22 protein-coding genes are annotated in these 22,209 nt (G+C 56.1%); 15 read left to right on the top strand and 7 right to left on the bottom strand.

Features of this window, described 5'->3' with window-relative positions:
• Window positions 1–470 precede the first annotated feature (470 nt).
• Together metK and PU624_RS07440 are read left to right on the top strand one after the other, a co-directional pair.
• Entirely contained in the window at window positions 471–1,622 is a 1,152-nt protein-coding gene (gene metK, locus PU624_RS07445; protein WP_283547133.1) for a methionine adenosyltransferase, read from the top strand.
• Window positions 1,623–2,157: 535 nt separating this feature from the next.
• Window positions 2,158–3,555 (top strand): sugar porter family MFS transporter, encoded by a 1,398-nt coding sequence (locus PU624_RS07440; RefSeq protein WP_179898507.1) that lies wholly within the window; start codon window positions 2,158–2,160, stop codon window positions 3,553–3,555.
• Between the two features lie 69 nt (window positions 3,556–3,624).
• Here PU624_RS07440 and PU624_RS07435 read toward each other — a convergent pair whose 3' ends face one another.
• Together PU624_RS07435 and PU624_RS07430 are read right to left on the bottom strand one after the other, a co-directional pair.
• Window positions 3,625–4,857: an O-antigen ligase family protein gene (locus tag PU624_RS07435; RefSeq protein ID WP_283547132.1), complete on the bottom strand. Its 1,233-nt coding sequence runs from the start codon at window positions 4,855–4,857 to the stop codon at window positions 3,625–3,627.
• 25 nt (window positions 4,858–4,882) lie between these two features.
• Complete coding sequence (locus tag PU624_RS07430; RefSeq protein ID WP_283547949.1) at window positions 4,883–6,031, bottom strand: glycosyltransferase; 1,149 nt, start codon at window positions 6,029–6,031, stop codon at window positions 4,883–4,885.
• Window positions 6,032–6,172: 141 nt separating this feature from the next.
• Here PU624_RS07430 and PU624_RS07425 point away from each other — a divergent pair, with 141 nt between their 5' ends.
• The 6 genes from PU624_RS07425 to ruvX all read left to right on the top strand — a co-directional run bounded on the left by PU624_RS07425 (window position 6,173) and on the right by ruvX (window position 10,388).
• Window positions 6,173–6,685 (top strand): SprT family zinc-dependent metalloprotease, encoded by a 513-nt coding sequence (locus PU624_RS07425; protein WP_283547131.1) that lies wholly within the window; start codon window positions 6,173–6,175, stop codon window positions 6,683–6,685.
• A gap of 75 nt (window positions 6,686–6,760) precedes the next feature.
• Window positions 6,761–7,465, top strand: a complete 705-nt coding sequence (endA, locus tag PU624_RS07420; protein WP_283547130.1) for a deoxyribonuclease I — start codon at window positions 6,761–6,763, stop codon at window positions 7,463–7,465.
• A 70-nt stretch (window positions 7,466–7,535) separates the two neighbouring features.
• Entirely contained in the window at window positions 7,536–8,267 is a 732-nt protein-coding gene (rsmE, locus tag PU624_RS07415) for a 16S rRNA (uracil(1498)-N(3))-methyltransferase (RefSeq protein WP_283547129.1), read from the top strand.
• Between the two features lie 106 nt (window positions 8,268–8,373).
• Window positions 8,374–9,318: a glutathione synthase gene (gshB, locus tag PU624_RS07410; RefSeq protein WP_283547128.1), complete on the top strand. Its 945-nt coding sequence runs from the start codon at window positions 8,374–8,376 to the stop codon at window positions 9,316–9,318.
• Between the two features lie 87 nt (window positions 9,319–9,405).
• Window positions 9,406–9,969, top strand: coding sequence for a YqgE/AlgH family protein (locus PU624_RS07405; protein ID WP_010248870.1), 564 nt, complete (start codon window positions 9,406–9,408; stop codon window positions 9,967–9,969).
• Complete coding sequence (ruvX, locus tag PU624_RS07400) at window positions 9,969–10,388, top strand: Holliday junction resolvase RuvX (protein WP_090965892.1); 420 nt, start codon at window positions 9,969–9,971, stop codon at window positions 10,386–10,388. The genes PU624_RS07405 and ruvX overlap by 1 nt, the downstream gene beginning before the upstream one ends.
• Window positions 10,389–10,393: 5 nt before the next feature.
• Here the strand turns inward: ruvX and PU624_RS07395 are convergent, their stop codons facing one another.
• Window positions 10,394–11,389, bottom strand: a complete 996-nt coding sequence (locus tag PU624_RS07395) for a type IV pilus twitching motility protein PilT (protein ID WP_283547127.1) — start codon at window positions 11,387–11,389, stop codon at window positions 10,394–10,396.
• Window positions 11,390–11,403: 14 nt separating this feature from the next.
• Here PU624_RS07395 and PU624_RS07390 point away from each other — a divergent pair, with 14 nt between their 5' ends.
• The 4 genes from PU624_RS07390 to hemW are packed head-to-tail and all read left to right on the top strand — an operon-like array spanning window position 11,404 to window position 14,425.
• Window positions 11,404–12,111, top strand: coding sequence for a YggS family pyridoxal phosphate-dependent enzyme (locus tag PU624_RS07390; RefSeq protein WP_283547126.1), 708 nt, complete (start codon window positions 11,404–11,406; stop codon window positions 12,109–12,111).
• A gap of 12 nt (window positions 12,112–12,123) precedes the next feature.
• Window positions 12,124–12,678: a YggT family protein gene (locus PU624_RS07385; protein WP_013358979.1), complete on the top strand. Its 555-nt coding sequence runs from the start codon at window positions 12,124–12,126 to the stop codon at window positions 12,676–12,678.
• 21 nt (window positions 12,679–12,699) lie between these two features.
• The gene (locus tag PU624_RS07380) at window positions 12,700–13,293 is read left to right on the top strand and encodes an XTP/dITP diphosphatase (protein ID WP_283547125.1); all 594 of its coding nucleotides are present in this window, start codon (window positions 12,700–12,702) and stop codon (window positions 13,291–13,293) included.
• Window positions 13,286–14,425 carry a radical SAM family heme chaperone HemW gene (gene hemW / locus PU624_RS07375; RefSeq protein ID WP_283547124.1) on the top strand — a complete coding sequence of 380 codons (1,140 nt, stop codon included), beginning with the start codon at window positions 13,286–13,288 and terminating at the stop codon, window positions 14,423–14,425. Before PU624_RS07380 ends, hemW begins: the two co-directional genes overlap by 8 nt.
• Window positions 14,426–14,475: 50 nt before the next feature.
• Here hemW and PU624_RS07370 read toward each other — a convergent pair whose 3' ends face one another.
• The 3 genes from PU624_RS07370 to trmB form a co-directional block, all read right to left on the bottom strand.
• Window positions 14,476–15,192, bottom strand: a complete 717-nt coding sequence (locus PU624_RS07370) for a YggN family protein (RefSeq protein ID WP_283547123.1) — start codon at window positions 15,190–15,192, stop codon at window positions 14,476–14,478.
• Window positions 15,193–15,257: 65 nt separating this feature from the next.
• Window positions 15,258–15,584 carry a YggL family protein gene (locus PU624_RS07365; RefSeq protein ID WP_003853403.1) on the bottom strand — a complete coding sequence of 109 codons (327 nt, stop codon included), beginning with the start codon at window positions 15,582–15,584 and terminating at the stop codon, window positions 15,258–15,260.
• Window positions 15,584–16,303: a tRNA (guanosine(46)-N7)-methyltransferase TrmB gene (gene trmB / locus PU624_RS07360; RefSeq protein WP_283547122.1), complete on the bottom strand. Its 720-nt coding sequence runs from the start codon at window positions 16,301–16,303 to the stop codon at window positions 15,584–15,586. Before trmB ends, PU624_RS07365 begins: the two co-directional genes overlap by 1 nt.
• Before the next feature lie 154 nt (window positions 16,304–16,457).
• On the opposite strand from trmB, the gene mutY reads away from it, so the two are divergent.
• The 3 genes from mutY to mltC are packed head-to-tail and all read left to right on the top strand — an operon-like array spanning window position 16,458 to window position 18,949.
• Window positions 16,458–17,543 (top strand): A/G-specific adenine glycosylase, encoded by a 1,086-nt coding sequence (mutY, locus tag PU624_RS07355; RefSeq protein WP_283547121.1) that lies wholly within the window; start codon window positions 16,458–16,460, stop codon window positions 17,541–17,543.
• Complete coding sequence (locus tag PU624_RS07350; RefSeq protein WP_003853409.1) at window positions 17,543–17,815, top strand: oxidative damage protection protein; 273 nt, start codon at window positions 17,543–17,545, stop codon at window positions 17,813–17,815. Before mutY ends, PU624_RS07350 begins: the two co-directional genes overlap by 1 nt.
• 54 nt (window positions 17,816–17,869) lie before the next feature.
• Entirely contained in the window at window positions 17,870–18,949 is a 1,080-nt protein-coding gene (gene mltC, locus PU624_RS07345) for a membrane-bound lytic murein transglycosylase MltC (protein ID WP_013358985.1), read from the top strand.
• A gap of 916 nt (window positions 18,950–19,865) precedes the next feature.
• On the opposite strand, the gene PU624_RS07340 is transcribed toward mltC, so the two are convergent.
• On the bottom strand, window positions 19,866–22,019 hold the full coding sequence (locus PU624_RS07340; protein ID WP_283547120.1) for an ornithine decarboxylase: 2,154 nt from the start codon (window positions 22,017–22,019) through the stop codon (window positions 19,866–19,868).
• Window positions 22,020–22,209: the final 190 nt, after the last annotated feature.

Here is a 22,209-nt window from a genome sequence, read left to right as displayed (position 1 = left end):
AAAGAACCGGAAGAAGAAAAAGCGTGGTTCATTACTTGTATCACCTCCGCATATGCCAGGGGCACATGGAAAACAACCTGGGTGAACGCCAGACCAGAGTCTGACAGGCGCGACGCAAACAGTGGCGTCATCCTTGCTGCTGCAATCGAAGCAGCGGCGTTTTATACCGTTTACAGCGCAAAAAAGCAAAAAGATAATCCGGGAATTGCGTGGAGTGTCAGCAAATTATGCCGATAACGGTGACAGGTTAAGCGCCGAAACAGAAAAAGGGCTGGTAATTGGTTTACCCTCTATCCTAAAATAGCCGTCCAGATGGTTTTCCATCTAAACAGGTTACTATCCAGGCGGTGTCATCCTGCTGTGCTGACACAACCTCACTGCTCGCGGCTTTGCCTGAAGGGGCGTCAGGTCAGACAACCTCACTGGCGCTATGCAGTCGTACTCAAACCATATTTAAGGTAAAGAACAGAATGGCTAAACACCTTTTTACGTCCGAGTCCGTATCAGAAGGACATCCCGATAAAATCGCCGACCAGATCTCCGATGCTGTGCTGGATGCGATCCTGGAACAGGATCCTAAAGCGCGCGTGGCCTGCGAAACCTACGTTAAAACCGGTATGGTGCTGGTTGGCGGTGAAATCACCACCAGCGCATGGGTTGATATCGAAGAGATCACCCGTCAGACCGTACGTGAAATCGGCTATGTTCATTCCGATATGGGCTTTGATGCCAACTCCTGCGCCGTGTTAAGCGCGATTGGTAAACAGTCTCAGGATATCAACCAGGGCGTTGACCGCACCGATCCGCTGGAACAGGGCGCGGGCGACCAGGGCCTGATGTTCGGCTATGCCACCAACGAAACAGACGTGCTGATGCCTGCACCGGTGACCTATGCGCACCGTCTGGTTCAGCGTCAGGCTGAAGTGCGTAAAAACGGCACCCTGCCGTGGCTGCGTCCGGATGCCAAGAGCCAGGTCACTTTCCAGTATGACGATGGCAAAATCGTCGGCATCGATGCCGTTGTGCTTTCTACCCAGCACGCGGAATCCATCAGCCAGAAAGATCTGCAGGAAGCGGTGATGGAAGAGATCATCAAGCCGGTTCTGCCAGCAGAATGGCTGAGCGCCTCAACCAAATATCACATCAACCCGACCGGTCGCTTTGTGATCGGCGGCCCGATGGGCGATTGCGGTCTGACCGGTCGTAAAATCATCGTAGACACCTACGGCGGCATGGCGCGTCACGGTGGCGGTGCGTTCTCTGGTAAAGATCCGTCTAAAGTTGACCGCTCTGCAGCCTATGCGGCGCGTTACGTGGCGAAGAACATCGTTGCTGCCGGTCTGGCTGACCGTTGTGAAATCCAGGTCTCCTACGCTATCGGCGTGGCGGAACCGACTTCCATCATGGTGGAAACCTTCGGCACCGAGAAAATCTCTACCGAACAGCTGACCCTGCTGGTTCGCGAGTTCTTCGACCTGCGTCCATACGGTCTGATTCAGATGCTGGATCTGCTGCACCCAATCTATAAAGAAACCGCTGCTTACGGTCACTTTGGTCGCGAACATTTCCCATGGGAAAAAACCGACAAAGCTGCTCTGCTGCGTGAAGCAGCTGGCCTGTAAGGTCAGCAGCTGCTGATAAAAACCCTGCCCCTGCGGCGGGGTTTTTTATCGCCTTTTCAGCCCCATGGCTAACCGGAGACCTTTTGCTCACGCCATTCACCGGAACGACCTGGCTGCCCCCTCTTTGAAGAGCGCCCGACGAGGGAAAAAAACAAATCTTTTAGGCATCTCCTTCACTCTCCAGCAAATTTTCCATTCTCAACTACACTTCTTTGCGCTTTTTCTGACGACGAAATGTTAGCGATTACAAATTGAAATGCTTTGTTTATCCGATATTTAAGAATTAACGCACGTAGTTATTATGCTGAAAATGCGTTATTTTCAGCGTCGTCTGATAGCCACTAAATAGAGCATTGTCAGAAACTTAATGAGTGCTATACCTCACTGGTTAATTAATCTTTCCGGGAAAAATATGCTGAATTTCAGGGTTTCAGCGTGTGTAAGCGATTACACTGATGTGATCAGGCTCACTTTTTTCCCGCAAAGGGTTTTTTAACATTGATAAAAACAATGATGGATAAACCTGGAGGCTCCCATGCCTGGCAATACACACAAAAGCAGAACTTCAAATAAGGCGATGACCTTATTTGTCTGCTTTCTGGCGGCCCTTGCGGGACTGCTGTTCGGTCTGGATATCGGCGTTATCGCCGGTGCCCTGCCGTTTATCGCAAAGGACTTTAACGTCACCCCTCATCAGCAGGAGTGGATCGTCAGTTCCATGATGTTTGGTGCGGCGGTCGGTGCTATCGGTAGCGGCTGGATGTCATCCCGCCTGGGCCGTAAGAAAAGCCTGATGGCAGGTGCGATTCTGTTCGTTATCGGTTCACTCTGGTCAGCGATGTCGCCAAACCCGGAAATGCTGATTAGCGCCCGCGTTCTGCTGGGTCTGGCTGTCGGTATCGCCTCTTATACCGCCCCGCTTTATCTTTCTGAGATCGCTCCGGAAAAAATTCGCGGCAGTATGATTTCGCTTTACCAGCTGATGATCACCATCGGTATTCTGGGTGCTTACCTGACCGATACGGCGTTCAGCTTTACCGGCAACTGGCGCTGGATGCTGGGCATCATCACTATTCCGGCACTGCTGTTGCTGGTCGGTGTTTTCTTCCTGCCAAACAGCCCACGCTGGCTGGCGGCGCGAGGCAACTTCCGCGATGCACAACGCGTGCTGGATCGTCTGCGTGACACCAGCGAGCAGGCAAAACGTGAGCTGGAAGAGATTCGTGAAAGCCTGAAGGTCAAGCAGTCTGGCTGGGGTCTGTTCACCAGCAGCAGCCACTTCCGTCGCGCGGTCTATCTCGGCATTCTGTTGCAGGTGATGCAGCAGTTCACCGGCATGAATGTCATCATGTATTACGCGCCAAAAATCTTCGAAATCGCAGGCTTCACCAACACCACTCAGCAGATGTGGGGCACGGTGATTGTGGGTCTGGTCAACGTACTGGCGACCTTCATTGCTATTGGTCTGGTGGATCGCTGGGGTCGTAAACCTACCCTGATTCTGGGCTTCATGGTCATGGCAGCCGGTATGGGCGTACTGGGCACGATGCTGCACTTCGGCATTCACTCAGCGGGCGCACAGTACTTCGCGGTCGGTATGCTGCTGATGTTCATCGTTGGTTTTGCCATGTCAGCCGGTCCGTTGATCTGGGTACTCTGTTCCGAAATTCAGCCGCTGAAAGGCCGCGACTTCGGTATCACTGTCTCCACGACCACCAACTGGATTGCAAACATGATCGTGGGTGCGACCTTCCTGACCATGCTGAATACGCTGGGCAATGCGAACACCTTCTGGGTCTACGGACTGCTTAACCTGTTCTTCATTCTGCTGACGGTGATGCTGATTCCTGAGACCAAAAACGTCTCGCTGGAACACATCGAACGTAACCTGATGGCAGGTAAGAAACTGCGTGACATCGGTTCACGCGACTAGCATTACGCGGTAAAAAAAACGGCGGGGTTTCTCTGGAAACCCCGCCGTTTTTATTGGTTCAGACAGGCACTATGCAGACGTCACCCTCGTCACCGGCAGCGGCCGCCTTATGCAGCAAAGCGCCAGCGCCATCATGAAGATGGTCGCGGTCTGATTGTAGGGCAGCACCGAATCGGTCAGTCCGGAGATAAACAGCCCCAGCACCGGCAGCGCCACGCCGCGCAGATCGCACTTCTTAAGCCAGCCAGCCATCACCGTCAGATAGATCAGCGCCAGCGACAGCATTCCCAGCCAGCCCTGCAATGAGGTCACTTCGAGGAACTCGTTGTGCATGTTGTATTTGACGTTGGTATAGCCTTCAACATTCATGGGATAGTGCGCCATGATGAACTGACGCGCCTCGGTGGTGCGCGCATCCGGTGTTGCAAAGTCGCCATGATGCTCAATAAAGTTGACCGCCCCGCCCCAGATAGCTACACGAGCGCCCAGCGAGGTCGAGCTGTTTGAGCCATAGTTCTCAATATCCTGCACCCCTTCCACCCAGCGGTTGCTGGTCATCAGAACCAGCACCGCCAGCACGCCCACCAGCAGAGCGCTAATCCGCCAGTTCGTCAGCAGCGACAGCCGGTAGGTCTGCACCAGGAACAGCAGCCCCACGGCCATCAGCGCAATCAGCGTCACGCGGGTGCCGCACAGGTAGAGCAAGGCAAAGGTCACCGCCAGCACAGCGACATCGGCAACCTTCCAGTAAGCGTGCGTCTCAAAACGGCTCAGCCACAGCCAGGCGCAGTAGATAAACAGAATCATGTAGGAGGACATGGAGGCGGCTTCGGTGGTGAGCTTGATGCGGATATTCTCGGTATAGAGGTGCTCATGAATACCAAAGCCCAGCGTGATCAGCAGTCCGACCAGAATCAACCCTCTTCCGACGCGCAGCGTGGTTGTGGAGACCCGATGCCCATAAATAGCCAGGCTGAGCAGCACAAAAGCCCCCAGCAGCAGCCGCTTTGCTCCCAACAGATAGTTGCCGATATTAGTGATGGCATCGGTTGAGGGCGCCGTCTCAATCGCCTTTACATGCATCGCCCAGAAAAGACGGATCAGGGCGAAGATAATCAGCACCGCAAACAGGGCGATATAAAAACCGTTCTGTTTAAAGTCGACTCGTCTGCGCACCACGCCATACAACACGGACGCAACGGAGAGATAAGAGACCAGATAGAATATTTTTTGCGGCAGGCCGGTAACAAACATATTCAGTGACAGCGCCAGGCAAAGTGCAATCACTGAAAAATTAACCATTAACGTTAATCCATTGCGACTGGTTTTATTCGTCATGCTTAACCTCAGTAAGACGGTTAAACACGCTCATCAGGTGCTTCATATAATTTTCCTCATAAAAACCGGTGATGCTCGCTTTAATAACCTGATGATCAGGGAAGTGGAAATCCCCGCTCATGGCGTTGAGAATTGCGGCCAGCGCCATGCTGTCACTGGTCGGATAAAGCTGGCCATTAATACCGTTCTGAATAATTTCTGACGGGCCGCTGATGCAGTCGGATGAGACGCAGTAGACACCACGCGACATCGCCTCCAGCAGAATCAGCGGGAAGCCTTCGAAGTTCGAGGTCATCAGCAGACAGGTGACCTGTTTGATATGCTGGCGGACGTACTCCCAGGCGTTCTCCTGCCAGCCATGCCAGGTGATGCGATCCTGAATCCCGAGTTCCGCCACGTAGTGCTGACACTGCGTCAGATCTTCTCCGTCACCGACAATCTCCAGCGTCCAGGGTGCATCCAGATGCGTTAACGCATCAAACAGATCTTTAAGCTGTTTCTGCCGCTGAAAATGAACGCGACCGATATAGAGAAACTTCAGCGCCTGGGGTCTGCCGATAACGACATCATTGCGCCTGATCGGGTTATAGATAACGTCAACGTCAGTGGCACGCGCACCTAATTCCACCAGCTGCTCTTTGATCTGCTTACTGATGGCAAAATGGTGATCGGCCCGCAGCAGATAATGTGGGCGATAACGCTCGCGCGGAGGCAGGTGCATCCAGCTCGACAGGACGATTTTACGTCCGGACAGCGTAATGGCGCGGCGCGTCATCAGACAGGGGATGGTGTTCAGAGTCAGGACATGATCGGGCTGATAGCGACGAAAGAAGGCGGCCATTCTCAGCGTGTGAATAAGGTTTTTTATCTTCTTATTCCGCAGCGTGCAGACGCTCTCTGCCAGGACGGCGTTGGCGGTCCAGGCGCGGGAGTGGCTTTCCTCTCCGCTGTTAATAATAAACAGCCCGGCTTCCGTGCCGGGTTCCGCATTCAGAGCCGTGATTAACTGACCGGTGACATTTTCCATACCCCCCCGACCGGCCATCAGATCCGTCACCAGCACAATCCGTTGTTTCCTGACGTTATCATTATTTTTCATTGCTTTATCCATGCTCTGTGCCGTTCGCTCGTCATCCATCCACTCTGCGGTGAACATTATCATTAGGATATTCTAAAAAAGCCCATAACCATATTTAAACCAGAATTTTTCCCCCAGCCAGAACCGCACCGGTCGTTGCCAGCGTTGAGTTCCTGCGCGCCGGCGATTATTCTGAGCGACATGAAAACGCCTCGTCTCCCCATTGCCCTGCAGCAGGCTGTGATGCGCTCACTGCGCCAGTCGCTTGAACGTGCAAATCAGGCACTGAAAACCGCCTATCCGGAACCGAAACTGCTCTATCAGCAGCGCGGAACGGCGGCGGGCACCGCCTGGCTGGCCGCCTGGGAAATTCGCATCAATCCGGTGCTGCTGCTGGAAAATCAGCAGGCGTTTATCGATGAAGTGGTGCCGCATGAGCTGGCACATCTGCTGGTCTGGAAGCAGTTCGGTCGCGTTGCTCCGCACGGCAAAGAGTGGAAGTGGATGATGGAGCAGGTGCTGGGCGTTCCGGCACGGCGCACCCATCAGTTTGAGATCGCCTCCGTGCGCAGCAACACCTTTGCTTACCGCTGTCAGTGTCAGCAGCATCAGCTGACGGTGCGCCGCCACAACCGGGTGCTGCGCAAAGAGAGCGAATATCGCTGCGTGCACTGTGGCAGCCTGCTGATCGCAGGTGAGTTTGTCGCTTCCTGAGAACAATCCCCATTCCGCCCTATTCCACATTCTGTTAACCTGCCGCCCTTTTTCGAATCAGGTAGAAACTGGAATATGTCTCGCATAATAAGTCTGGCGGTTGCACTGCTGTTCGCGCCCGCCGCTGACGCCCTTAATCTGAATAACTATCATCAAAATAACTTTCAGCAGGCTAAAACTTTTGCGGCGGCGATTAACGCCGATGCACCAGGTTCGTTCTACTGTGGCTGTAAGATTCAGTGGCAGGGGAAAAAAGGTATTCCCGATCTCAACAGCTGTGGCTATCAGGTTCGTAAAAACGCCAGTCGCGCCGCACGCATTGAGTGGGAACATGTGATGCCGGCCTGGGAGTTTGGTCATCAGCGCCAGTGCTGGCAGGACGGTGGCCGCAAAAACTGCAGCAAAGATCCCGACTATCGCCGCATCGAAACCGACCTGCACAATCTGGAGCCTGCGGTGGGTGAAGTGAATGGCGACCGTGGCAACTTCGCCTACAGTCAATGGAACGGCAGCGAGAAGCAGTACGGCCAGTGTGAGATGAAGATCGACTTCAAACTTAAACAGGCGGAGCCACCTGCACGGGCACGCGGCGCCATTGCCCGCACCTATTTCTATATGCGCGATCAGTATAATCTGCGCATTTCGCGCCAGCAGACGCAGCTGTTTACCGCCTGGAATAAGCTCTATCCCGTCACCCAATGGGAGTGTGAACGCGACCAGCGCATTGCAAAGGTTCAGGGCAATCACAATCCTTATGTGCAGCAGGCTTGCCAGCGCTAAAATCCCTGCCCTACACTAGCTCTTTTTCCCATGACGCCGCTGCAGCGCGGCGTCCGGTCTCAGGAACCTTATGCGCATACCTCGCATCTATTACGCCGAACCCTTAGATATCGGCAGTGAAATTACCCTGGATGAAGATGCATCCAATCATGTGGGCCGGGTACTCCGGATGACGGCAGGCCAGCGTCTGGAACTCTTTGATGGCACTAATCTGACTTTTGCAGCAGAGATCACGCATGTTGATAAAAAGCGTGTAAAAGTATCGGTCACAGAGAGCCAGCCGGACGATCGTGAGTCACCTTTACATCTGCATTTAGGCCAGGTGATGTCGCGCGGTGAAAAAATGGAATTCACTATCCAGAAATCGATCGAACTGGGCGTGAATGTCATTACACCCTTGTTTTCCGAGCGCTGTGGCGTAAAGCTTGATGCTGAGCGTCTGGCGAAGAAAATCCAGCAGTGGCAGAAAATTGCTATTGCCGCCTGCGAGCAGTGCGGCCGTAATCGCGTGCCGGAGATTCGTGAAGCGATGACGCTGGAAGCCTGGTGTGCCGAAGCTGACAGCGGTCTGAAGCTCAACCTGCATCCGCGCGCCAGCCACAGTATCAATACGCTGCCACAGCCTGTTGAGCGGGTCCGACTGCTGATTGGCCCTGAAGGCGGTTTGTCTGCGGATGAAATTGCGATGACGGCACAGCACGACTTTACTGACATTCTGCTTGGCCCACGGGTATTACGCACCGAAACTACCGCGCTGACGGCCATTACGGCACTTCAGGTGAGGTTTGGCGACCTGGGTTAAGCGATACTTTCAGCGGAAAGAGAGCAGGCATAATGTCCTGACCGATCGGCCCACTGCAGACCGAACCAGACGAGGCGGTAAATACCGCCTCACCGAGGAGATAATAATGATTAAACTTGGCATCGTGATGGACCCTATTTCGTCCATCAATATTAAAAAAGACTCCAGCTTCGCTATGTTGCTGGAAGCACAGCGCCGTGGTTACGAAATTCACTACATGGAGATGCACGATCTCTCCATGCGCGGTGGCGTGGCCTCTGCCCGCACCCGTCTGCTGACCGTCGAGCAGAACCCTGAGAACTGGTATCAGTTTGGCAGCGAGCAGGTGATTCCGCTGGCTGACCTGAACGTGGTGCTGATGCGTAAAGATCCCCCATTCGATACCGAGTTCATCTATGCGACCTACATTCTGGAACGCGCTGAAGAGCTGGGTACGCTGATCGTGAACAAACCGCAGAGCCTGCGTGACTGTAACGAAAAGCTCTACACCGCCTGGTTTGCCGAGTTCACGCCTGACACCCTGGTAACCCGCAGCAAAGCGCAGCTGCGTGACTTCTGGCAGGAGCATGGTGACATCATCATGAAGCCGCTGGATGGCATGGGTGGCGCGTCGATTTTCCGCGTGAAGAAAGACGATCCTAACTTTGGCGTGATTACCGAAACCCTGACCGAGCATGAGAGCCGTTTCTGCATGGCGCAGAACTACATTGCGGCCATCACCGAGGGTGACAAACGCGTGCTGGTCGTGGATGGCGAGCCGGTACCTTACTGCCTGGCGCGTATCCCGCAGGGCGGTGAAACGCGTGGCAATCTGGCCGCCGGTGGGCGTGGTGAAGCGCGTCCGCTGAGCGAAAGCGACTGGGAAATTGCACGCCGTGTTGGCCCGACGCTGAAAGCAAAAGGGCTGATTTTTGTCGGTCTGGACATCATCGGTGATAAACTGACTGAAGTTAACGTGACCAGCCCAACCTGTATTCGTGAAATTGAGGCTGCGTTCCCGATTTCCATCACCGGCATGTTGATGGATGCCATTGAGAAGCGCCTGGGCTGAGCATGACGCCGGGGCGTGGCTCCGTGATCAACCCAATACCGGTGCGGTCGTCGCGTGCCGGTTATTTTTTTGGTACATCGTGTGAGAATGAATTTACAACATCACTTTTTGATTGCCATGCCTTCATTGCAGGATCCTTTCTTCAAACGTTCTGTGGTCTATCTCTGCGAACATAACGAAGAGGGTGCAATGGGACTGATCATCAATAAACCCATGGAAAACCTGACGGTTGAAGGCATTCTGAAGAAGCTGAAAATCTCTGCTGACGATCGCGATCCGGCGATCAAGCTGGATAAACCGGTGTTTACCGGCGGCCCGCTGGCAGAAGATCGTGGCTTTATCCTGCACTCAGCACAACGCACCTTTACCTCCAGCATTCGTGTCTCCGATAACACGATTATCACCACGTCGCGTGACGTGCTGGAGTCGATCGGCACCGCGTCTCAGCCCACCAATGTTCTGGTCGCGCTGGGTTACTGTGCCTGGGAAAAAGATCAGCTGGAAAACGAGCTGATGGAAAATGCCTGGCTGACGACGCCAGCTAACAGCAACATCCTGTTCCAGACGCCGATTTCAGAGCGCTGGCGCGAAGCGGCGCGCAGTATTGGCGTCGATATTCACAATATGGCCAGCGACGCGGGACACGCCTGATGTCAACTCAGACTCTGTTAGGTTTCGATTTCGGCACCAAAAGTATTGGTGTCGCCGTAGGGCAGGAACTCACGGGCAGTGCCCGTCCGCTGAGCGCGATCAAAGCGCAGGATGGCATACCGGACTGGCAGGTGATTGAAAAGCTGCTGAAAGAGTGGCAGCCCGATTTCGTCGTCGTCGGTTTACCGCTGAATATGGATGGCACCGAGCAACCGCTGACTGACCGCGCGCGTAAATTTGCCAACCGTCTGCACGGTCGCTTTGGCATCCGCGTGGAGCTGCAGGATGAACGGCTCAGCACGGTAGAAGCGCGTGCTGGCCTGTTTGAGCGCGGCGGCTATCGCGCGCTCAACAAAGGGTCGGTCGATTCACAGTCTGCCGCCATTATTTTGCAGGACTGGTTCGAAAACCACTACTGATCTGCTTATTCGATCAGACCGGCTGCCTGTCGTGCCAGCCGGCTCTGCTCAAACGTCTGCATACCGGCCTGCGCGCCGGTCTGCAGCAGCGCAGGAATCTGGTGCATCTTGCCTTCTCTGATCAGATTCGTGATACCGGGGGTGGCGATCAGTACCTCAAACAGTCCGATGCGCGATCCGGCCACAGAGGGCACCAGCCGCTGCGCAATCACCGCTTTCAGGCTGCCCGCCAGCTGCGTGCGCACCAGCTGTTTCTCTTCCGCCGGAAAGACATCCACCAGCCGATCCACCGCCTGCGCCGCGCCACGCGTATGCAGCGTCGCCAGCACCAGATGGCCGGTCTCTGCCGCCGTCAGCGCCTGACGAATGGTGTCGCTGTCGCGCAGTTCGCCCAGCAGAATCACATCCGGATCTTCACGCAGTGCCCCCTTTATCCCCAGCGAGAACGAACCGCAGTGCAGGCCGATTTCACGCTGCTGAATCAGCGACTGCTGGCTGTGATGAATAAATTCAATCGGGTCTTCCAGTGTGATGATATGGCGCGCCTGCTGGCGGTTCAGCGCATCGACCAGCGCCGCCAGCGTGGTCGATTTTCCACTGCCAGTCGCACCCGTCACCAGAATCAGCCCATCCTGCTGCTCCAGCAGCGCCGGAACGATGGCGGGCAGTTGCAGGCTCTCCAGCGTCGGGCACGCTGTGGCGATAATGCGCAGCGCCAGAGACAGGCCATTACGCTGCATAAACAGATTCGCACGCAGACGCTGGCCGCAGGCCAGGCTCAGGGCGAAATCGAGCTGCCCTTCGCGCGCCAGCGCCTGACGCTGCGGGTCACTGAGCCAGCAGGCCATAAACTCTTCCATCCACGCTGCAGAGAGCCTGGCCTGCTGCGGAATTGCCTCCAGCCTTCCCTGCCGCCGCCAGTAGGGCAAATGTCCGCTGCAAAGGTGCAGATCGGCGGCATTATGCTTTACACTAAGCCCCACCATTTCATCCAGATTCATAATTTCTCCTGACTATGACCTCAATCCAGCAGAACCTACAGCAAGTGCGGCAGCGAATCGCCGCCGCTGCCGCGCGTTGCGGCCGCGCACCAGAAGAAATTACCCTGCTTGCAGTCAGTAAAACCAAACCTGCGAGCGCGGTCGAAGAAGCCTTTGCCGCTGGCCAGATTGCCTTTGGTGAAAATTACGTTCAGGAAGGGGTTGAAAAGGTTCAGGCACTGGCCGCACATCCTGAGCTGGAGTGGCACTTCATCGGTCCGTTGCAGTCCAACAAAAGCCGTCTGGTGGCAGAGAATTTCGCCTGGTGTCACACCATCGACCGCCAGCGTATTGCGCAGCGGCTCAACGATCAGCGGCCCGCGTCGCTGCCACCGCTGAATGTGTTAATTCAGGTAAATATCAGTGACGAGAACAGCAAATCTGGCATCATGCTGGAGGCCGTTTCCGGGCTGGCGGAGCAGATCGCTGCCTTGCCGCAACTGCGGCTGCGCGGATTGATGGCGATTCCGGCAGCGGAGAGTGATTACCAGCGGCAGCTGGCGGTGTGTCAGCAGATGGCGGAGGCCTTCTGGCAGCTGCAACAGCAGTTTGCGGGTATTGATACGCTTTCGCTGGGAATGAGCGATGACATGGAGGCGGCAATCGCCGCAGGCAGTACGATGGTGCGTATCGGCACCGCCATTTTTGGCGCACGAGATTATGCGCACAACTCACAACAATAATAGAGGAACTTCATGTTAACACTGACGTTTTTAGTAAAAACGCTGATCGATCTCTACGTCATGGTGCTGCTGTTACGCATCTGGATGCAGTGGTCACGCTGCGATTTTTACAATCCAGTGGCACAGTTTGTCGTTAAGGTTACCCAGCCCATTGTTAAACCGTTACGCCGCATACTGCCGGCTCTGGGGCCGATTGATACCGCCTCGCTGCTGCTGGCCTTTGTGCTGACCACGCTGAAATACCCGATTTTACTGCTGATTCAGGTGGGCGTGTTCTCGGTCGATCCGACGAATCTGCTGGTCGGCCTGCTGTCGCTGGTGAAATCCGCCGGCTATCTGGTCTTCTGGGTCATCATCGTTCGCTCTCTGATGAGCTGGATCAGCCAGGGCCGTGGTCCGGTCGATTATCTGCTGGTGCAGTTGACCGAGCCGATGATGGCGCCTATTCGCCGTATTCTGCCTGCGATGGGCGGCATCGATTTCTCAGCGATGATCGTCATCCTGGTGCTGTATGCCCTGAACTTTCTCGGCATGGACCTGTTCCCGGGTCTCTGGTATCTGCTGTAAATGAATCAAACTGGAACTGTTATGCAAAAAGTTGTCCTCGCAACCGGCAATCCCGGCAAAGTGCGTGAGCTGGCGGAGTTACTCTCCGCCTTTGGTCTGGATATCGTCGCACAGACTGACCTTGGGGTTGAATCGGCGGAAGAGACCGGCCTGACCTTTATTGAGAACGCGATTCTCAAGGCGCGTCACGCGGCCCAGATTACCGGATTACCGGCCATTGCCGATGACTCCGGTCTGGCCGTGGATGCGCTGGGCGGCGCGCCTGGCATCTACTCGGCGCGCTACGCCGGTGAAGAGGCCAGCGATCAGCAGAACCTGGAGAAGCTGCTGCAGGCGCTGGAAAACGTGCCTGACGGTCAGCGCCAGGCGCAGTTCCACTGCGTGCTGGTCTATCTGCGTCATGCGGAAGACCCGACCCCGCTGGTGTTCCACGGCAGCTGGCAGGGTGAGATCACTCGTTCAGCCTCTGGCACCGGTGGCTTTGGTTACGACCCGATTTTCTATGTCCCGGCGCTGGGTAAAACCGCGGCCGGGATGAGCAAAGCGGAAAAAGGTGCAGTTTCTCACCGGGGTAAAGCATTGACGCTGTTGCTGGAAGCGATGCGTAATGCCTAATCTGCCGCCGTTAAGTCTCTACATCCACATTCCGTGGTGCGTACAGAAGTGTCCCTACTGTGATTTTAACTCCCACGCGCTGAAAGATGAGGTGCCGCACGTTGAATACGTGCAACACCTGCTGCGCGATCTGGAAATCGACTTACCGCTGATCGGTGACCGGGAAGTGCGCACTATATTCATTGGTGGCGGCACGCCCAGCCTGCTGAGCAGCAGCGCGATGCAGATGCTGATGGATGGCGTGCGGGAGCGTCTGACGCTCTCCCCGGATGCGGAAGTGACCATGGAAGCGAATCCTGGCACCGTGGAAGCGGACCGGTTCAGCGCTTATCAGCGCGCCGGTATCAACCGTATTTCGATTGGCGTTCAGAGTTTCAGCCCGCAAAAGCTGCAGCGTCTTGGCCGTATTCATGGCCCGGAAGAGGCCGTTCGCGCCGCGGAACTGGCGGAGTCGCTGTCACTGCGCAGCTTTAACCTCGACCTGATGCATGGCCTGCCGGACCAGTCGCTGGAAGAGGCGCTCGACGATTTACGTCAGGCGATTGCGCTCAATCCGCCGCACCTCTCCTGGTATCAGCTCACCATCGAACCCAATACGTTGTTTGGCTCCCGCCCGCCGGTGCTGCCGGATGATGATGCGCTGTGGGATATTTTCGAACAGGGCGATCAGCTGCTGCAGGCGGCCGGTTATCAGCAGTATGAGACCTCGGCCTATGCGAAGCCGGGATATCGCTGTGAACATAACCTCAACTACTGGCGCTTTGGCGACTATCTGGGGATTGGTTGTGGTGCGCACGGCAAGCTGACCCAGCCGGATGGCCGCATTGTTCGCACGGTGAAAACCCGTCATCCGCGTGGATTCATGCAGGGTAACTACCGCGAAAAGCAGTATGAGGTTGCCGATAGCGACAAGCCGTTTGAATATTTCATGAACCGCTTTCGCCTGCTGGAAGCCGCGCCGCGCGACGAGTTCAGCCGCTACACCGGTTTGTCAGAAGAGGTGATCCGTCCGCAGATGGATGCCGCGATTGCCGCCGGTTACGTGACTGAAACCGCTGAGCAGTGGCAGATTACGGAGAAAGGGAAGTTATTCCTGAATTCGCTGCTGGAGCTGTTCTTAGCGGAAGAGTAAGCGTGGAAGGGTGAAAAAAACGCCTCAGCCCGGCAGGCTGAGGCGCAACGTTATTTTTTCAGTGCGCCGGTAAGCTGTTTACGCTGATCTTCCAGCGAAATAACGCGATTACACACCTCGTGACCGAAGTTCTGGAAATCCTGCTCTTGCTTGCTCCACTCATCCTGAATCGACTGTTGCAGACCGCCCAGATTGCCCATAATCGCCTGCAGCGGATTACTGCCACCGCTGCCCTGCTTACTGCCCATTTCATTCAGGCTATCCTGCATCACGCCGCCCAGCGTTGACTGAACCAGTCTTTCGCCTTCGGCGCGCACCTGATCAATCGCCTGATGGTGGAACGTCAGCCCATCTTCACGGTGTTCAATGATGCGGTTCATCTGCTGTTTCAGCTGGCCATTCAGCGTGGTCAGGCGATTACGCACGTTGCTGTCGGTGCCCAGTTTCTCAACGATGACCCGGTCCAGTGCTGCGCGCCCTTTCTCCAGACGTGACGTCGCCCCGCTGTCGATCCACGGCAGATCGCGACGCAGCGCGTTCTGATAGTCGATCGCTTTCTGGCGTTCAGCCCTATCCAGCGTGACCTTCTGTCCATTGAACTGCACGTCGCCCTGTGGCGAGATTTCCATATTGCCGTTAGCACCGACCACCTGCACACTCTGTGGCCTGATGACCACATCGTCCTGCGGCTTAACGCTGCATTCATAGGCTGCCTGAGCCTGAGTTGCTGCCACCAGCAGCACAGCAAGAAGCGCTTTACGCATCATATCTACTCCCTAAGATCGGGTCTGAAACCCTCTGATCGGGCCTCAGCCCGACACGGTGTGACGACTTAGTCCCACCAGACGTCAAAGAGTTCAGTCATCTGCACGTCCTGCAGCTTGCGGTCTTCCAGCCATTTGCGGACCAGCGCACGATGCTCATCGGTGCATTTGCCGGTTTTCTGCAGGCAAACCAGACCTTCCCACACCAGGTAACCGCTGCCATCAAAGGCCAGACCGTTAGGATCGATCGCTTCATTGATGAACTGGTTCAGGGTCTCATCAATTTCGCTTTCGCTGGTGCCTTCCGGGAAGCGCCAGGCAACGGAGAAGCCCAGTTCCTGAAACTCGTCGATGTGCAGTTTTTTACGTAAACGGCGGCTGCGTTGTGTGGCCATTATTTCACCCTCTCAAACATTAAATCCCATACGCCATGGCCTAAACGCTGCCCGCGCTGCTCAAACTTGGTCAGTGGACGCGTCTCAGGACGCGGCACGTAATTCTGTTGTTCTGACTGATTGCGGTAGCCATCGATGCTGTTCATCACTTCAAGCATATGCTCCGCGTAGGCTTCCCAGTCGGTCGCCATGTGGAAAACGCCGCCCAGTTTCAGTTTACGCATCACCAGCTCGGCGAAGGGAACCTGAACGATACGGCGTTTGTTGTGACGCGCTTTGTGCCACGGATCGGGGAAGAAGAGCTGAACCATGCGCAGTGAGTTGTCCGGAATCATCTTCTCCAGCACTTCCACCGCATCGTGACACATCACGCGCAGGTTCTGCAGATCGGCTTCTTTAGCGGCGGCGAGACAGGCACCCACGCCAGGCGCGTGCACTTCAATACCCAGGAAGTTCTGATGCGGCGTGTTCTGCGCCATGGTCACCAGGGACGCGCCCATACCAAAGCCAATCTCCAGCGTCACCGGGGCTTCGCGGCCAAACAGCTCGGGCAGATCGACAGGCTCCGGCTGATATTCCACCCCCATGACCGGCCACAGGGTATCCAGCGCCTGCTGCTGGCCTTTCGTTAAGCGACCCTGGCGGCGCACAAAGCTGCGGATCCGGCGCAATGGCCGCCCGTTCTCATCAAATTCTGGGGTGATGACGTCATTAATCATGTAAAAGCCTGCTGGTTAGCCTGTTCCGGGAAACGGGCATTATGCAAAGTTCATAAGCAGAAGCAAGCCTTTGCAATCTTCCGGTTTACACCCAGGTGCGCATGTGCTGGAATTCCTGCCTGAGTGTAGAGTAAACACGGAAAATTTCCTTCTTATGATGCAAGCGCCGCAGTTCGCGCAACAGGTGCTGGACTGGTATCAGCGCTTTGGTCGCAAAACCCTGCCGTGGCAGCTGGAGAAAACACCTTATAAGGTGTGGCTCTCCGAAGTAATGCTACAGCAAACCCAGGTTGCCACGGTTATTCCCTATTTTGAACGCTTTATGGCGCGCTTCCCCACGGTCACCGATCTGGCTGCGGCTCCGCTGGATGAAGTGTTGCATCTCTGGACCGGCCTTGGCTACTACGCCCGTGCGCGTAACCTGCATAAAGCCGCAAAGCAGATTGTCGATGTGCATCAGGGCGAGTTCCCGCGTAATTTCGATGATGTCTCTGCCCTGCCCGGCGTCGGCCGCTCTACGGCTGGCGCGGTCCTCTCACTGTCGCTGGGTCAGCATTTCCCGATTCTGGATGGCAACGTCAAGCGCGTGCTGGCCCGCTGCTATGCCGTCAGCGGCTGGCCGGGTAAAAAAGAGGTCGAAAAGCGGCTCTGGCAGATCAGCGAGGAGGTCACGCCTGCCGAGGGCGTCAGCCAGTTTAATCAGGCGATGATGGATCTGGGTGCTATCGTCTGTACCCGATCGAAGCCGAAGTGCGAAATCTGTCCGCTGAACAGCGGATGTGAGGCCTATGCCACCAGCAGCTGGGCGAGTTATCCCGGCAAGAAGCCTAAGCAGGTGCTGCCAGAGCGCAGCGGCTGGTTCCTGATGATGCAGGATGGCGATGATGTCTGGCTGGAGCAGCGGCCGCCTGTGGGCCTGTGGGGCGGTCTGTTCTGCTTCCCGCAGTTCACCACCGAAGCGGCGCTGACCGACTGGCTGGCGGCGCGCGGTATTCATGCGAAACCGCAGCAGCTCACCGCGTTTCGTCACACTTTCAGCCATTTCCATCTCGATATCGTACCTATGTGGCTGGCATGGCCTTCTGCCGGGGCGGCGATGGATGAAGCAGGCGGTCTCTGGTATAACTTAGCGCTGCCACCATCTGTGGGATTAGCCGCACCCGTTGAGCGCCTGTTACACGAGCTGCGCCATCCCCGACAACTGGCTTTAAGCAGTTGTGAGATTAATGAGGAAGAATAATGAGCCGCACCATTTTTTGTACTTTTTTACAGCGCGACGCCGAAGGGCAGGACTTTCAGCTCTATCCGGGCGATCTGGGTAAGCGCATCTACAACGACATTTCTAAAGAAGCCTGGCAGAAGTGGATGGCGAAACAGACCATGTTGATCAACGAGAAGAAGCTCAACATGATGAATCCCGAAGATCGTAAAGTGCTGGAGAAGGAGATGATCAATTTCCTGTTCGAAGGCAAAGACGTTCATATCGAAGGCTATACACCGCCAGAAGCGTAAACATTCCGGGCCTCATCGCTGAGGCCGGTTATCCAGGTCAGGCTTGCACTCCCAATGAATAAAAAATTAATCGCCCTGCTGGTGATAGCACCACTTTTGGTTTCCTGCTCCGGATCAAAGAATCAGCAGTCCCACGAGGAGTGGGTTAAAGACACCAATGGCTTTGATATTCTGATGGGCCAGTTTGCTCACAATATTGAGAATATCTGGGGTATCAACGAGGTCCTGATCGCCGGGCCGAAAGATTACGTCAAATATAGCGACAACTATTACACCCGCAGCCACATCAACTTTGAAAGCGGTAAGCTGACCATCGAGACGATTTCTGGCACCGATCCCATGGCCAGTCTGCGTCAGGCGATCGTGACCACGCTGTTGATTGGCGAAGATCCGGGTAATGTCGATCTCTATTCTGACGCCAACGATATTGAAATCAGTAAAGAGCCGCTGCTGTATGGGCAGGTGCTGGATAACACCGGTCAGCCAATCCGCTGGCAGGGCCGTGCAGAAGCCTTTGCTGACTATCTGATTCAGAATAAATTGATGCGCCGCACCTCGGGTCTGCATGTGATTTACAGCATTTCGATTCCGATGGTGCCGAACCACCTGGATAAGCGTGCGCACAAATACCTGCCGATGGTGCGTAAAGCCGCCGAGCAGTATGGTGTCGATGCCTCGCTGATTCTGGCGATTATGCAGACCGAGTCGAGCTTCAACCCCTACGCCGTGAGCCATTCTGATGCGCTGGGTCTGATGCAGGTGGTGCAGCATACCGCCGGTGTTGACGTGTTCCGCATGAAGGGTAAATGGGGCAAGCCGAGCCGCAGCTATCTGCTGGATCCGGAGAACAATATCGATGCCGGTACGGCGTATCTGTCGCTGTTGCAGCGCAGCTATCTGGGCGGCATTCAGGATCCGGTATCACGCCGCTATGCGGTAATCACCGCCTATAACGGTGGTGCAGGCAGCGTGTTGCGCGTCTTCTCCAGCGATAAAGATCGCGCGTTCTCAATGATCAACGGCATGTCACCCAGCAAGGTTTATTCGACCCTTGCGAACCAGCATCCGTCGGCGGAGTCGCGTCGTTATCTGTATAAGGTGAGTACGGCGCAGAAGAGTTATCGCGGGTTTTAATGGGCGCTGCGCGAACGGGGCTGGGGTTTGTTCGCTGCGCGAATTGGGCTATGAGAAGTTTTCGTTCGCTTTGCAGCGGGCTGACGCTGGGGAGTGTTCGCTGCGCGAACGGGCTATGAGAAGGTTTCGTTCGCTTTGCAGCGGGCTGACGCTGGGGGAGTGTTCGCTGCGCGAACGGGCTATGAGAAGGTTTCGTTCGCTTTGCAGCGGGCTGACGCTGAGCGGGTTCCGCCCGCCAGCCGTTGGGGAGTTTCAGTTCGCCCGAGCAGGCGGACGTATTAAGGGGCGGACGCCCGCCCCTTAACAATCCCGGCGTCCGGCTGCCTGCGCGCCCCGCTCTGCGGGGTCCCTTCGTCACGCCCTGCGGCCCGCGGACCGTCCGGACTCGCCATCCCTGGCTCGTTCCGTCCTTTCGCCGACGTCCTGTCGGCTCATCCTTGCCTCCGGTTGTTCCTCAGCGCTTCGGACGCCTCTCCCAAACCCCCCGCCTGCAAAATCTTTAAGTTTTCTGTCATAAAGAGCTGCCTGCTGGTTCAGAAAGCTAATTCCTGATACTCACAGCGATAAATCACCCAACACAAAAATAAGAGATAACCGCGAGGGTGTTGGGGAGGCCGTCAGAACCGCTGAGCGGATGAGGGATTTCAGGACGAGCGACAGGGATGTCGCGAAGAGGCGGGTTCGCGCCATGGATGGGGCGTCCCGGCGGTCCGTGAGAAATCCGGAAGAGGCGAAGGAACCGCGAAGCGGCGGTGAAGCAGGCCGGACGCCGGGATTGTTAAGGGGCGGGCGTCCGCCCCTTGACGCGTCCGCCTGCACGGGCGACCTGAAACTGCCCATAGCCTGGCGGGCGTAACCATCTCATAGCCAGCCCGCTGCTAAGCGAACCCTGCCGCCAGGCGAAAACACCCTCAGATCAGCGCCCCACCATCATATTAGCCACCAGATACTTCTGTCCCTGTTCATCCTCTTCGGTGTAAACGCCCTGCAGCTCCGGCGAGAAGCCCGGCAGCAGATTAAGTCCCTCCTCCAGCGCCAGGAAATAACGCTGCACCGCGCCGCCCCAGACTTCTCCGGGCACGACGCACAGCACGCCGGGTGGATAAGGCAGCGCGCCTTCCGCAGCAACACGGCCTGCGGCCTCGGCGATAGGCACCAGCTCCACTTCGCCGCGAATATAAGCCTGATGCGCATCCTGCGGATTGACGCTGACCGGCGGGAACTCCGCGGCGCGGAACATCAGGCGCTGCAGATCTTTGACATTGTGACTGACGTAAAGGTCGTGCATCTCCTGACAGAGGCGACGCAGGGTATACCCGGCATAGCGTTGCGCGTTTTTGCGGTAAATCGTCGGCAGCACTTCGGCCAGCGGCGCATCCTCTTTAACGTGCTGCTCAAACTGCGCCAGCATCGCCACCAGATTCGCCATCTTCTCCGGACTTTCAGCCGGCGTCAGCAGGAACAGGATCGAGTTGAGATCGCACTTCTCCGGCACGATGCCGTTTTCGCGCAGGTAGTTAGCCAGAATGGTCGCCGGGATCCCGAAATCACTGTATTCCCCGCTGGCCGCATCAATGCCCGGCGTGGTCAGCAGCAGTTTGCAGGGATCGACCCGATACTGGTCGCGCGCGTAACCCGCGAAACCGTGCCATTTCGCCTGCGGTTCAAAGCTGAAATAGCGCAGATCGCGGGCGATCGTCTCTGTGGGCGCATCCTGCCAGCGCTGACCATCCACCGTCTCCGGCACAAACGGCAGGATCATTTCACAGCGATCCAGGATCGCTTTACGCGCCTCAATACCCAGCGTGACGCACTCATCCCACATGCGACGCCCCGCTTCGCCCTGATGCATTCTGGCGTTGATATCCAGCGCGGCAAACAGCGGATAAAACGGACTGGTGGAGGCGTGCAGCATAAAGGCGTTATTCAGTCGCTTATGCGGGCAGAAGCGCCGCTGTCCGCGAATGTGGTTATCTTTTTTATGGATCTGCGAGGTCTGCGAAAAACCGGCCAGCTGCTTATGCACGGACTGCGTGACAAAAATACCGGGATCGTTCTCGTTCAGATCCAGGGTCAGCGGCGAACAGCCTTCCATCAATGGAATAAACTGCTCATAGCCGAGCCAGGCGGAATCAAACAGGATGTAATCACACAGATGGCCGATGCGATCCACCACCTGACGCGCGTTATAAACCGTGCCGTCGTAGGTGCCCAGCTGGATGATCGCCAGACGGAAAGGCCGTGCCGCTTCCGCGCGCTGCGGATCCACTGCCGCGATCTGCTCGCGCAGATAAGCCTCATCAAAGCAGTGCGCGTCAATACCGCCAATAAAGCCGAAGGGGTTACGTGCCGCTTCAAGATAAACCGGCGTTGCGCCCGCCTGAATCAGCGCACCATGATGGTTCGACTTATGATTGTTGCGGTCAAACAGCACCAGATCGCCACGGGTCAGCAACGCATTGGTCACCACTTTATTGGCGCTTGAGGTGCCGTTAAGCACAAAGTAGGTTTTGTCGGCGTTAAATACCTTTGCCGCATACTTCTGCGCATCTTTGGCTGAACCTTCGTGGATCAGCAGATCGCCCAGTTTGACGTCGGCGTTGCACATATCAGAGCGGAAAACATTCTCGCCATAGAAGTCATAAAACTGTTTGCCCGCCGGATGCTTTTTAAAGAACGCCCCGCCCTGATGTCCGGGACAGGCAAAAGTGCTGTTCTGCATATCGACGTAGCGGGTCAGCGTCTCGAAGAAAGGTGGCAGCAGTTCAGCTTCATACGCCTGCGCAGCCGCCTCCAGCGCAACCCACTCCTGCGGCTCGCCGTTCAGTTCACCGCTGACGCCGGGCAGATGCATCACCTCTTCTTCGAACGCATTCGCGACAAACACCGGCAGATTAAATCCGGTATGACGCAGCAGCGCCAGCACACCGCTGCGGGTATCCGCCAGCGAGACGACGACCGCCGCCACATCAGTAAAGTCGGTGTTATCCAGCGTCACGACGTCGCGCGCGGTGTTCAGGGTAAGACTTGGCGCGACAGCGGCGCTGGCAGCAATTTTCAGTGGAGTCATAACAGAATCCCTAACGTCAGGGAGGAAGTGCCTGAGGCACAATCATGGGGACAGCGCCCCGGCGAATTATTCAGCATTACGCAGCCCGTGGAGAAAAGCCCCACAGCTGCGGCCTGGCTGGCCTCACCGCATGAGGAATAACGCAGAGTGCGGAAATGAGGAAAGCCCGGTGAGCGCCGGAAAAAGCGAA

It is taken from the genome of Pantoea sp. Lij88, from assembly GCF_030062155.1.
Taxonomy (GTDB): Bacteria; Pseudomonadota; Gammaproteobacteria; order Enterobacterales; family Enterobacteriaceae; genus Pantoea.
Note: the sequence above shows the minus strand (reverse complement) of the source record. Positions and strands in the feature narration are given on the sequence as shown.